A 13,187-nucleotide genomic window follows, 5' to 3' on the forward strand; every position below is an offset into this window, starting at 1 on the left:
AATCATGACTCAAAAACTAGTGAAAATTCAAATCACACAAGTTTTTGAAAGAGACCCTATTGGTTATTTTCATAATAATTTTCAATGGCTGCTTGAAGTCCATCTGCTGCAAGGTTTGAACAGTGCATTTTAATAGGTGGAAGACCATCCAATTCATCTGCAACATCATTTCTTGAGATTTTTAAAGCCTCTTCTAAAGTTTTTCCAACAGCAATTTCAGTAATCATGCTGCTTGTTGCAATTGCTGCTCCGCAACCGAATGTCTGAAAAGAGATATCCTCAATAACTTCATCATCATTAACTTTAATGTAAATTGTCATCAAATCCCCACAGGTGGGGTTTCCAACGGTTCCAACACCGTTAGCGTCTTCCATTTTTCTACAGTTTCTTGGGTTTGCAAAATGATCCATAACTTTTTCTGAATAATCCATAATTAACACTTCCTACAGTCATCACCATGCTTTTTACACATTACGCCATCATAATCCAGTTCCTGATTCCAGAGAGGTGACATTTCCCTTAATCTAGAAACAGATTCAGATATAACATTTACAAATTCATCTACATCAAAAGAATCGCTTTCAGGGGCTAAAGATAATCTTAAAGACCCATGAACATCTACAGGATCAAGGCCCAATGCAGTTAATACTGGAGATGCTTCCAAAGTATTAGATGAACATGCTGAACCAGTTGATGCCTGATAACCTTTGGCATCCAATAAAAGAATTAATGATTCACCTTCAATAGCTTTAAATCTAAAGTTAACTAAATTAGGCAATCTATTTTCTCTATCACCATTTAAGTATGCTTCAGGAATAGTATTCAATACCTTATCAATGAGTTCATCCCTAATTGATGATAATTTTTCATAATGTTCTTCTAATTGCTTACTAGCCAATTCACAGGCTTTACCAAATCCAACAATTCCCGGAACATTTTCTGTTCCTGATCTAATTCCTCTTTCTTGACCTCCACCATGAATGAGAGGCACAACTCTAGTTCCTTTTTTGATATATAATGCCCCAACACCCTTCGGACCATTAATTTTGTGTGAAGATAAGGACAATAAATCCACATTTAATTTCTCAACATCCACTTCAATTTTACCGAAACTCTGAACGGCATCAGTATGGAATTTGATTTTATTCTCTCGGGCGATTTTACCTATTTCCTCAATAGGCTGAATTGTACCAAGTTCATTGTTAGCATGCATTACAGTAATTAAAATGGTTTCAGGAGTAATTGCTTCTTTTAACTCTTCAATATCTATTATACCATTTTCCTTTACCTGAAGATAAGTCACTTTAAAATCAAGAGACTCCAAAAATCCCAAAGTATTTTTAACAGCAGGGTGTTCAATATTGGTTGTAATAATATGTTTACCTTTTTTAGCTAATTTAAAGGCAATTCCTTTAATAGCCAAGTTATCAGATTCTGATCCCCCGCTTGTAAAAATAATTTCTTCCGGTTTAGCATTGATAGCATCAGCTACTCTTTGGCGAGCCAAATCCAATGCCTTTTTAGATTCACGACCAATTTTATAAAGAGTGGAAGGATTTCCAAACTCTTCAGTAAAATATGGTTTCATCTCTTCAAAAACTTCCATACTAACTTGTGTGGTTGCTGAGTTATCTAAATACATCCTTAATCTCCAAATTGTTTTATTATAATGTAAAAAATTTTATTATATAAAGTTTAAGTGATTAGACAGTAACTAGATACTATCTAATGCCTGACTTAAATCGTCAATCAAGTCATCAACATCTTCCAAACCTATTGAAAGTCTGATGAAGTCCGGTGTTACTCCAGTTGCTTCCTGCTCTTCCGGTGTTAACTGTTGGTGTGTTGTACTTGCCGGATGAATTGCTAAACTTTTTGCATCACCAATATTTGCAAGTATTGAGAATAATTCCAATTTTTCAATTACTTTACGGCCCGCTTCTTCTCCACCTTCAACACCGAAACCTAAGATACCTGCAAAGTTATCTTTTAAATATTTCTTATTGATTTCATAGGTTGGATGTGATTCAAGTCCAGGATAGTTTACCCATTTAACTTTAGGGTGTGCTTCTAGGAATTTAGCTACTTTTAAGGCATTTTCAGAATGTCTTTTTACACGCACATCCAAACTTTCAAGCCCCTGTAAGAATATGAAACTGTGTACTGGTGCTTGTGTTGCTCCAAGATCTCTTAAAAGTCTTGCTCTTACCCTTACGGTAAATGCAATGTTTCCAAGTTCAGGAACATCACCAAATGAATCCCAGAAGACTATACCATGGTAACTTGGGTCAGGTTTGGTGAAATTGTTAAATTTGCCATTTCCCCAATTGAATTTACCGGAATCGACGATGTATCCTCCAACTGCAGTTCCGTGTCCTCCGACATATTTGGTTGCTGATGCCGCAATAACATCTGCACCATGTTCCAATGGCCTTACTAGTCCAACACCGACAGTATTGTCAACTATCAATGGAATGTCATGTGAGTGTGCGATTTCAGCCAATGCTTCGAAGTCAGGAACATCCAATTTAGGGTTTCCGATTGATTCGACATATATTGCCTTGGTTTTTTCATCGATTGCATTTTCAAATGCTTCCAAGTCCTGTGAGTCAACGAACTTAACATCTCTTGCAAGATCCTTGAAAGTGTAGTTGAATAACTGATATGTTCCGCCGTAAAGGTTGTCTGCTGAAACAATGTTGTCTCCAGGTTCGGTTACATTTAAAATTGCATATGAAATTGCTGCAAGACCGCTTGATGTTGAAATACCTGAGTTACCGCCTTCGATAGCAGCAATCCTTGCTTCAAATACATCACTGGTTGGGTTTGTTAATCTGGAGTAAATTTGTCCAAATTCTTGAAGGGCGAATCTTCTTGCAGCCTCATCTGAGTCTTTAAATACATATGAAGTAGTCTGATAAATTGGAACCGCCTGTGCCCCAGTTGCGGGGTCTGGAGTTTGTCCTGCACGTACACCTAATGTTGCTAATCCGTAATTTTTATTTGTCATTAATAATCACCTTAATTTTGAATTTTTTAATAATATATCACGTGTTATATTACTATATAACAATAGTTATTTTTTTATATATAAATGTTTTGGAATGCCTAAACAAAAGCATCGAAAAATAAATATAACTGCTGTTATACAAATATAACATCTGTTATTTTTAGTATATAAAGGTTGTTATATTTTTGAAAAAAGTTTAAAAAAAAAGTAAAAAAAGAGAACCGAATCCCTTAATCATTAATTTCATAACCTAATGATTGTAGATTATCCCTGATTTTATCAGACAAATCATATTGTTTGTTTGCTCTTAGCTCTGATCTTACTTCAGAAATCACATCCAGCAAATCATCACTTCCAGCATTAACCTCTTCAGCCTCAAAGCTGACACCAAAAATGTGAGCCACATCAACAAGGAACGCTTTAATTGCTATTTTATCATCATCTGACAAATCATTCAATTCGTTTTTAGAATCATTAATCAATCCAAATACTGCAGCAATAGCCTTTGGAGTGTTAAAGTCATCATCCATGCTGTTGAAGAATTCTTCTTTCCATTTAGCTAAAACTTCATAATCAGATTCAAGTTCCTCAGTTACTTCAACATCCAAAAGTTCATAGTATTTTCTGATTCTATCCAGACTTTTTTCGGATTGGTGAAGTGAATCTTTTGAAAAGTCAATAGGACTTCTGTAGTGGGTTGACAAAACAAAGAATCTGAAAGTCTCAGCATCCCAATCTTCAAGCAATTCACGAATGGTAATGAAATTGTTGAGTGATTTTGACATCTTTTCCCCATTTACGTTTAAAAAACCAGTATGCAACCAGAATTTGACCATTGGAGCTTTGCCTGAAACCGCTTCCATTTGAGTAATTTCCGCTTCGTGGTGTGGGAAAATCAGGTCAAGACCTCCTCCATGAGCATCATACTGAGGACCAAAATAGTATTCTGTAATCGCAGTATCTTCAATGTGCCATCCAGGTCTTCCATCTCCCCAAGGAGATGGCCAGGTAGGTTCATCCACACCAACACGTTTTTTCCATAATGCAAAGTCCTGTGGATTTTTCTTTGTTGTATCGGCTAAATCCCTGTGAGATTCCAATTCCTCAACATTCCTGTTTGATAACTTACCGAATTCAGGGAATTTGTCTATTTCAAAGTAAACCCCATCCTCGGTTTCATAAGCAAAACCTTTATCGATTAATCTTTGGATTTGATCCAATATTTCGTCAACATGATCAGTTGCCCTTGCAAATAAATTAACGCCGTTGACATTTAACTTGTTCATGTCTTCAATATATCTTTTTTCAAACTTGCGAGCCAACTCATGAGCTGGAATTCCACTTTCCTTTGACCTGTTGATGATTTTATCATCGATATCTGTAATGTTTTGGATATAAAATACCGCATAACCGCTGTATTCCAAATATCTTTTTATTGTATCAAAAGAAATATATGTTCTCCCATGCCCGATATGAGCATCATCATAAACAGTAGGCCCACAAACAAATAAGTTAACTCTGTTTTTGTTTATAGTTTCAAAAGTCTGTTTACTGCGAGTTAATGTTGAATAAACGTCCATAAAAATATCTCCGCAAAAAAAATAATTATTATATAAAAATAAAGGCAAGTGAGGGACTTGAACCCCCGTATTATGGTCTGCAGCCACACACCTAGCCACTCGGTAAACTTGCCAGTAAAATTAAAAGTATAATAAAATATTGGTAACTAATAGTTTAAATAGTTTACTATTTTTTCCAATATTTTTAACAATTGCTAGCTTCAGAACCCAAACAAGATTGACAATCCTCACCAAGTTCAGATTGATCAATATTAAGCTGTTTTAAAACATCCACAGTTTCAACATGCTTACATATAGCACAGGTTCTTCCTATTAATTGAGCTTTTGTAGCCCTCCCATCAGCCAGTTCCTGAGCGAAGTCCTTAACCATTTTCCTGACATTGTCATCGAGTTTAATTCCGCTACCTCTTTTATCAGTTATGTACTGAGATACTGCAGGTTGAGTTATGTCCATAAGTTCAGAAACATCTTTTTGCCTCATACCTAAATTTAAAAGTTCTTTAGCTAATTCTGACCTAATTGCCGGTATTACATACCATACAACGATTTCACAAGGTGGTTTCATAAAAATCCCTTCTATTTCTTAAACAAATCCTCTAAATCCTCTTGTTCATCTCTAATATCATCAGCTAAACAAATCTCATGTTTATCAAACAATATTTTAAAGCGCTCATCATTTTCTTTGAGGTGTGCTTCAATAGTTCTGATTGCATCGGCAACAGGGTCCGGAAGTTTTCCATGCTCAAGGTCAACTTCTTTGTGAGAGACACCTTTACGTTTGACAATACGTCCAGGAACACCAACACATGTTGACTCAGGAGGAACATCCTTAAGAACAACAGCACCAGTGCCTATTTTGGAATACTCTCCGATTGTAATATTCCCCATGACTTTAGCACCGGCACCGACAATGACTCCACGTTCAAGAGTTGGATGTCTTTTTGTTTTTTCTGTACTGGTTCCTCCAAGGATTACTCCCTGATACAATAGCACATCATCACCAACTATTGCTGTTTCACCAACAACAACACCCATTCCATGGTCAATGAAAACTCTTTTACCGAATGTTGCACCGGGATGAATTTCAATTCCTGTAAGAAATCTAGCTATATTAGAGTTAATACGAGCCAAAAGCTTTAAAGAATGATTCCATAGCCAGTGACTGACCCTATGGAATAATAAAGCATAAAATCCCGGATAACACAGAAAAATTTCTAATGTTGAACGTGCCGCAGGATCCTTTTCTTTAATAGCCTTAATTTCACCCCTCAAATTATCAAACATCAGTAAACCTCAAAGTATGTATAAATTAAATATATAACATATAGTATAAATAGTTTATCTTATTCAAATAACCAATCTACAGAGAGATATCGCTCACCATTATCAGGCAATATTGCTATTATTCTTTTACCCTTGTTTTCTTCTTTTTTAGCTAATTCTAAAGCAGCCCAAGTTGCTGCTCCAGATGAAATACCTGAAAATATACCTTCCTCACGAGCAAGTGCGAGCAAAGTATTTCCTGCATCCTCATTTGCAACAGGAATAATCTCATCTATTACGCTTTCATCGTAAATTGAAGGAACAAATCCTGCACCTATACCCTGAATTTTGTGAGGTCCTTTTTCACCTTTGCCCAAGGTTTGGGAGTCTTTTGGCTCCACTGCAACAATTTTTACATCAGGAACTTCTTCTTTCAATACCTTACCGATTCCAGTGATTGTTCCACCGGTTCCTACACCACCGATGACAATGTCAACTTTTCCTTCAGTATCCCTTAAGATTTCCTGAGCAGTGGTTTCTACATGGATTTTAACATTTGCAGGGTTGTCGAACTGGCCTAAAATAATTGAACCTTCTGTTTTTTCATTAAGTTCTTTGGCTTTTGCAATAGCTCCACCCATTCCATCAGCACCAGGAGTTAAAACAATTTCAGCACCTAAAACACTTATGAATTTTCTTCTCTCAACAGACATGGTTTCAGGCATGGTGATAATTAATTTATAACCTTTTGCTGCTGCTGCAAATGCAAGTCCGATACCTGTATTTCCGCTGGTCGGTTCGATGATTGTTGCACCAGGTTCAATTAAACCTTTCTCTTCAGCATCTTCAATCATTGCAACTGCAACTCTGTCCTTGACACTTCCTGTAGGGTTGAATGATTCTATTTTTACGTCAACTTCTGCTTCTAAATCTTTTGTTAAATTATTTAATCTTACGATTGGAGTGTTTCCAATAGCATCAGTAATACTATCCAATACTCCTCTTTTTAATTCTGGTACATTTGCCATAATTTATTCTCCTATATTATTAATTGTTTTAAATGGTATATTAAAAGGGTTATCTTTAAAGTTAATATAACATTGTTTTACTTTATAAATGTTTTGGTATGTCTAAAAAAAATTAATTCTAAAAGATATCAACATGCCTTCCATTATTGATTCTTTCTTTAATTTCATCTTCTTTTTTGGTGTTTGACCTTTTCATTTCTTTCAAGAATAATTCAGCTTCTTTTCCTTTTAATATTGGAGTTGGTGCGATTTGTTTTGCCATATATATTACCTCGTCAATTATTTTATTTTCATTATGAATCTTTAAACATTAATTTTTCTTCTTGTTGGTATAATGCATCATTTTTCAAGAAGTCAACCATATCATCCAAACCACACGAAAAATCATTTAAATCATGTTTTTCATTTAATTTGATAATATCATAGTTATTTTTAATATAATCAATTTCCATGTTTATTAAATTTATTTTAAAGAATATATAAAGCTTATTTAATCCACTACGTAAAATTGCAGTCAAAAAAACAAAATATATAAAGTTTACGGCCTAAACTAAATATTCTCAGCAAAATAATCGCAGATTTCAGTGCACGGACAAATCTCACACTGAGGACCAATCGGTTTGCAGATGTTCTGGCCAAACTGAACCATCAAATCATTCAATTTAATCCACAAATCCTCAGGAGCGATTTTACATAATTCGACTTCTGTTTCTTCAGGGTCTTTTGTATCAACCAATCCTAAACGATTTGAGATTCTGTGAACATGAGTGTCAACCGGAATTGCCGGAAGCTCAAAAGCGAAAACCATAACGCAATTGGCTGTTTTTCGACCAACACCCGGAAGTTTAACAAGCTCTTCAACGGTATCAGGAACTTCCCCACCATACTGGTCAATTAAAATACGGGATACCTCCTGAATCCTTGCTGCTTTAACATTATAAAAACCGGCAGGCTTAATCAACTCCTTAACATCATCAATCGGAGCTTCCACAACCTCATAAATGTCTTTATATTTACCAAATAAGTTTTCGGTAGCCTGATCTGTATTTTCATCCCTTGTCCTTTGAGACAAAATTGTTCTGACCAATACCTGATAAGGGTCATGGTCAAGAAAAGTTCTTATATCAAAAGTATTTTCAAGCTGATTTACAAGTTCTATTACACGCTCTTCATTATTCATTCTACCAACTCCAATTCGAATCCAAGTTCAGCCATTGATTCTATGAAATTCGGAAATGAAACATCAAAGACTTCACCGTTTGTTATTTCAATGTCATGTTTAAGTCCTATCAGTGAAAATGCCATTGCCAATCTGTGATCTCCATGGGAATCGACGACTCCTGATGTCACACCACCAGTAATGCTCATTCCATCTTCTCTTTCAATCAATTTACAACCCAATTTTTCAAGTTCCCTGCATGTTGTATCAATTCTGTCAGTTTCCTTCACTCTTGCATGAGCAACACCCGTGATATTGGTTGTGCCTTCAGCCATTGCCGCTAAAACAGCCACAGTAATTAACAAGTCCGGAGCGTTTGATAAATCAACATCTATCGCTTTTAAACTACCGTTAGATCCTATTTCAACATAATCTTCACCACGAATGACTTTAGCACCCATTTGCTGCAGGATATCTAAAATTACCTTATCACCTTGTTTAGAGTTTCTAAACAGATTTTGAATTTTAGCCCTTCCACCGTTAATAGCTATTAAAGCAAGCAAATATGATGCTGATGAATAATCACCCTCAACTGTATAATCACAGGCAGCATAATCCTGTTTTCTAACTTTAAACTCGTCAATTCTGCAACTTTGAAACTCTTTATCGCAATTGTCATGCTTTAAATAATATCCGTTTAATGTTTTAACTCCAAATTTCCTCATTATATCCAGTGTCATATTAACATAAGGGCGTGATTTGAATTCCGGCAAGACATACAAAGTAACACCATTTTTTGAAAGTGGAGAAGATATTAAAATTGATGAAATGAACTGTGAGCTAACATTTCCATAGATATTGGTTTCACCACCGACATAACCCGGTTTAATCAATATCGGTGCCTTTTCATTATCATTTAAAGATTCTGTTTCGATTCCTAAAGGTTGTATGGCGTACATTAACAATCCCATCGGACGGGTTTTAAGAGAATCATCGCCTGTCAATATCACTTCATTATCGCTTAATGCTGAAACGGATGTCATTAATCTAAGTGTAGTTCCTGAATTTGCCAAATCAATTGGCTCTTGGCTGGAATTATGAAGTTTTCCACCTGTCCCAATGACTTCCAGATACTCATCATTTTCATTGATCTTGGCTCCCAATGCCTTGCAGACCCTAATTGAAGCTAAAGTATCCTCGGAATACAACATATCATATAATTTGGATGTTCCTTCAGCAAGACTAGCTAAAATAACAGCCCTGTGAGAATAACTTTTTGAAGGAGGTGCTTTAACAACTCCCCCAATTTCTGAAATATTTTTAACCTTTAAAATCATCTTATCGATAATATTTTTAGTTTAAATAAATAATATATTTAACTATGAAAGAAATTGAAAAACTGAAGGCAGGTATGGAATATTGCTACGATGATAGTGAAGTCGATGCAGTCAAACAGAATGCAATAAAAAACTGCAGAATTTATAATTCCATCGATGACGAAGACAGACAAAAACAGTTTGATTTTTTAAATGAAATGTTAGGTTCAGTAGGTGAAAACGTCTGGATAGCGAAAACATTTAGCTGCGACAATGGAAAAAACATTTTTATCGGAGACAATTTTACCGGAAACTTTAACTTAACAATACTGGATGTTAAAGAGGTTTACATTGGCGATAATGTAATGATTGGCCCAAATACGTTAATAACTACTGTTGGCCATCCATTAACCCCTAAAGGTCGCCGTGAGCATTTAGCACAAGCGACAGAAATCAGGATTGGTGATGACGTATGGTTGGGCGGAAATGTTACTGTATTGCCGGGAGTTACAATTGGAAACAATGTAGTTATCGGTGCGGGAGCTGTTGTTACTAAAGATATTCCCGATGACTCCTTGGCTTTAGGAGTTCCTGCAAAAGTTGTTCGAAAGCTGGAAAATGATATAGATTAGGAGATGAGACAAACGACACAACCCCGAAATGGACTTTTTTGAAAAAATAGAATCAAATGAAAGCCTCTTAAATCACCATGCAAGCCCATTAAAAATGAATAAAAATAGATTTATCCCATCTCCACTTTTTATATATTGTACAGCTAGTATAAATACTTTTAAAATGAAAAATACAATATTTACTTAAGTTTAAAATATTTAAAAGTGATTTTAATATTGATTTAGAAAAATAAACTAAAAATATCAATTATTATTTTGAAACGAATTTGAAAAAAAAAGAAAGTTGAGAAGCAATTATCTAATTACTTCAACAATCATGTCCAAGTTTTCAGACTGTAAGATATCGACTTTTTTACCTGATGCTCCCACAATCTCCTTTTTGATATTCAACATGTCTTCAGGAACTACAATTTCACCAATTGTCAGTTCATGATTTTCATCCAAAACACCACCTATCTCATCGATGTCAGTTGATTTCAGATAGCCGATAATCTTGCCGGCATCTCCTTTGAATTTAGGTCCGATTTGAGACATGTCCGGTTCAACTTCGATGATTTTTTCATGAACTTCAGGTTTTCCAGAGCTAATAGCCAAGTCTTTGATTTTTAAAGTTCCTTTAATGTCATCATCAAACTGGTTAAATATTTCAACTAAATTCTCATCAGAAGTATAAACATTTACTTCGGCAAGTTCTGCATTCAATGGTATTTTAGAAGCAGATTTGAATCTTCTTACCTCATCGATTAACTCAACAGTGGTTTCTCCTTTTTCTTCCATTTCAGAGCTGATCAATTCATCATGCACTTCCGGCCATAATGTTGTGTGAATTGATTCATCAGAGAAGTATTGATAAACTTCTTCTGTAAAGAATGGTGCAATCGGAGCCAATAGCTTCAAGGAAGTTTCAACTACTGTTCTTAAAGTGTATTTTGCCGCCTTTCTTGACTCATCAGATACGTCTGTGTATAATCTGTATTTTACAGCTTCGATGTATTCATCACAGAAATCATGCCAGAAGAATCTTTCAATTGAGGTTATGGTTTCTGCAAAGTTATAATCGGCAAATGCTTTGTCGACTGTAATGTTTAAATTGTTTAATTTAGACAAGATCCATAAGTCTATAGGTCCGAGGTCATCTTTAACATCTTCATATGAAACTTCTTCATCAAATATTTGCATGCTTATGAATCTGAATGCATTCCAGAATTTTCTAAGGAATCGGTATCCGTGCTTGATGTCTTTCCAGTCAAATATTACATCAGATCCAGGAACACTGTTTGCCGCCCATGTTCTTAACGGGTCTGCACCGTATTTTTCAATGACCTCTTCAGGACCGACTACAAATTCAGGTCTGGATTTGGACATCTTATTTCCATCTTCACCAAATACCATACCATTGATTACAATATCGTCAAATGGTTTCTTGTCAGTTAAGGCAATGCATCTTAAAGTGGTGTAAAATGCCCATGTACGGATAATATCGTGTCCCTGCGGACGGATATCTGATGGGAAATGATTAATGTAGTCTTCATCAGGCCATCCAGCAATGGATAGTGGTGAAATTGATGAATCCATCCAAGTGTCCAATACATCAACTTCAGGGATGAATTCTTCACAGCCGCATTCACATGCATGTTTAGGTTTATCAACTGTCGGATCAATCGGCAAGTCTTCCACATTAGGCAAAATGACTTTTCCACAGTCTTTACAGTACCATACCGGAATTGGAGTTGCAAATATTCTTTGTCTTGAGATACACCAGTCCCATTCCATGGAATCCGCCCAGTTTACCATACGGGATTTCATGTGGTCAGGCACCCATTTCATTTCATCTGCTGCCACTTTGGTTTTTTCAATTAATTCTCTTACTGCAACAAACCATTGTTCTTTTAGAAGAATTTCAACAGGAGTTTTGCATCTCCAGCATTGGCCAACATTCTGGTCAACTTCTTCCTGTTTTAATAGGTAACCTTCACTGTCCAAGTCTTCAATGGTTTGCTTTTTACAAGATTGCAAGTCCATTCCTTCATATCTTCCAGCAGCTGCAGTTAATTTACCTGTATCATCCATTACATCAATGATTTCCAGGTCATATTTTTGAACCCAGCTTACGTCAGTCTTATCCCCGAAAGTACAGATCATTACTGCACCGGTACCGAATTCAGGGTCTACTTCTTCATCTGCAATGATTTTTACCTTTTGGTGTGATAGAGGAACTTCAACATATTTGCCTAAAAGGTGAGTGTATCTTTCATCTTCCGGGTGAATTACAACTGCCACACAAGCAGACATCAATTCAGGACGGGTAGTTGCAATTAGGATTCCTTCACTTTTAGGGTCAGCCTGCTTACCTGACTTTTGTGATGATGCAATGTCATCATATGAATCTTCAACTGCAGGCGGGAAATTTACATAGTTTAAAAATGTAGTATTATCTGAATATTCAACTTCTGCAAAAGCAATAGCTGTTTCACAACGAGGACACCAATTTACAGGGTGTTTTCCCTGATAAATTAAGCCTTCTTCATACATTTTTAAAAATGAATACTGGGTTTTCCTCATGTACTCCGGAGTCATTGTCACGAACTCACGAGTCCAGTCCTGCGAATAACCCATTGCCTGCATCTGCGCTTTCATTTTTGCAATGTTGTCAGTAGTTAAATCAACACAATACTGTCTGAATTGAGCTCTTGAAACATCATTTTTCTTGATTCCATGAGTTTCTTCAACTTTAACTTCAGTTGGAAGACCATGGCAGTCCCATCCCTGGGTGAATAATACGTCATGGCCTTTTTGTCTTCTGTATCTTGCATTCATATCAATGTAAACCCAATTTAATACATGGCCTAAGTGAATTGAGCCTGTTGGGTATGGTGGAGGAGTGTCAATTACATATCTAGGACGAGACCCGTCTCCAATATATTTGTAGATGTCTTCATCCTCCCATTTCTTCTCCCATTCTTTTTCTTTTTTAAAATCATAGTCTTTAGGAATTTCTTCGTTTGACATATATTTTCTCCTAGTTAATGTAAGTAAAAATAATATTATTAATTATGTTGTTTATTATTTAAAAAAGTAATTATGAAATAAGAAAATAAAGCACCAAACTGTTAGTTAATTTTTTAAGATATATTGAAGAGATATATTTATAAGTATTAATATTATCTGAAAAACTATTAAGAATACCAATAACTCCTTA

13 protein-coding genes and 1 tRNA gene are annotated in these 13,187 nt (G+C 35.5%); 1 reads left to right on the forward strand and 13 read right to left on the reverse strand.

The window, feature by feature from the left end; all coding sequences use genetic code 11:
* Positions 1-56: 56 nt before the first annotated feature.
* The 12 genes from nifU to aroA all read right to left on the reverse strand — a co-directional run bounded on the left by nifU (position 57) and on the right by aroA (position 9,377).
* Complete coding sequence (gene nifU / locus Q4Q55_RS07670) at positions 57-431, reverse strand: Fe-S cluster assembly scaffold protein NifU (protein WP_303372240.1); 375 nt, start codon at positions 429-431, stop codon at positions 57-59.
* 2 nt (positions 432-433) lie between these two features.
* Complete coding sequence (nifS, locus tag Q4Q55_RS07675; RefSeq protein ID WP_303372241.1) at positions 434-1,642, reverse strand: cysteine desulfurase NifS; 1,209 nt, start codon at positions 1,640-1,642, stop codon at positions 434-436.
* A gap of 72 nt (positions 1,643-1,714) precedes the next feature.
* The gene (locus Q4Q55_RS07680; RefSeq protein WP_303372242.1) at positions 1,715-3,010 is read right to left on the reverse strand and encodes an O-acetylhomoserine aminocarboxypropyltransferase/cysteine synthase family protein; all 1,296 of its coding nucleotides are present in this window, start codon (positions 3,008-3,010) and stop codon (positions 1,715-1,717) included.
* Between the two features lie 230 nt (positions 3,011-3,240).
* Positions 3,241-4,590, reverse strand: coding sequence for a cysteine--tRNA ligase (gene cysS / locus Q4Q55_RS07685; protein ID WP_303372243.1), 1,350 nt, complete (start codon positions 4,588-4,590; stop codon positions 3,241-3,243).
* 42 nt (positions 4,591-4,632) lie between these two features.
* Positions 4,633-4,703: transfer RNA gene (locus tag Q4Q55_RS07690), tRNA-Cys, on the reverse strand.
* A 71-nt stretch (positions 4,704-4,774) separates the two neighbouring features.
* Positions 4,775-5,155 (reverse strand): transcriptional regulator, encoded by a 381-nt coding sequence (locus Q4Q55_RS07695; protein ID WP_303372244.1) that lies wholly within the window; start codon positions 5,153-5,155, stop codon positions 4,775-4,777.
* Positions 5,156-5,166: 11 nt separating this feature from the next.
* The gene (gene cysE / locus Q4Q55_RS07700) at positions 5,167-5,874 is read right to left on the reverse strand and encodes a serine O-acetyltransferase (RefSeq protein WP_303372245.1); all 708 of its coding nucleotides are present in this window, start codon (positions 5,872-5,874) and stop codon (positions 5,167-5,169) included.
* Between the two features lie 59 nt (positions 5,875-5,933).
* Positions 5,934-6,881, reverse strand: coding sequence for a cysteine synthase A (cysK, locus tag Q4Q55_RS07705; protein ID WP_303372246.1), 948 nt, complete (start codon positions 6,879-6,881; stop codon positions 5,934-5,936).
* Between the two features lie 118 nt (positions 6,882-6,999).
* Complete coding sequence (locus Q4Q55_RS07710) at positions 7,000-7,143, reverse strand: hypothetical protein (protein ID WP_303372247.1); 144 nt, start codon at positions 7,141-7,143, stop codon at positions 7,000-7,002.
* A 31-nt stretch (positions 7,144-7,174) separates the two neighbouring features.
* Positions 7,175-7,333 carry a hypothetical protein gene (locus Q4Q55_RS07715; protein ID WP_303372248.1) on the reverse strand — a complete coding sequence of 53 codons (159 nt, stop codon included), beginning with the start codon at positions 7,331-7,333 and terminating at the stop codon, positions 7,175-7,177.
* Positions 7,334-7,431: 98 nt separating this feature from the next.
* Positions 7,432-8,061: an endonuclease III gene (nth, locus tag Q4Q55_RS07720; protein WP_303372249.1), complete on the reverse strand. Its 630-nt coding sequence runs from the start codon at positions 8,059-8,061 to the stop codon at positions 7,432-7,434.
* On the reverse strand, positions 8,058-9,377 hold the full coding sequence (aroA, locus tag Q4Q55_RS07725; RefSeq protein WP_303372250.1) for a 3-phosphoshikimate 1-carboxyvinyltransferase: 1,320 nt from the start codon (positions 9,375-9,377) through the stop codon (positions 8,058-8,060). Before aroA ends, nth begins: the two co-directional genes overlap by 4 nt.
* Positions 9,378-9,421: 44 nt before the next feature.
* Here aroA and Q4Q55_RS07730 point away from each other — a divergent pair, with 44 nt between their 5' ends.
* Positions 9,422-9,988: a sugar O-acetyltransferase gene (locus Q4Q55_RS07730; RefSeq protein WP_303372251.1), complete on the forward strand. Its 567-nt coding sequence runs from the start codon at positions 9,422-9,424 to the stop codon at positions 9,986-9,988.
* Between the two features lie 294 nt (positions 9,989-10,282).
* Here Q4Q55_RS07730 and Q4Q55_RS07735 read toward each other — a convergent pair whose 3' ends face one another.
* On the reverse strand, positions 10,283-12,997 hold the full coding sequence (locus Q4Q55_RS07735; protein ID WP_303372252.1) for a valine--tRNA ligase: 2,715 nt from the start codon (positions 12,995-12,997) through the stop codon (positions 10,283-10,285).
* Positions 12,998-13,187 lie beyond the last annotated feature (190 nt).

Origin of the sequence: Methanobrevibacter sp. (assembly GCF_030539555.1) — an archaeon.
In the GTDB taxonomy this organism is placed as follows: domain Archaea; phylum Methanobacteriota; class Methanobacteria; order Methanobacteriales; family Methanobacteriaceae; genus Methanocatella.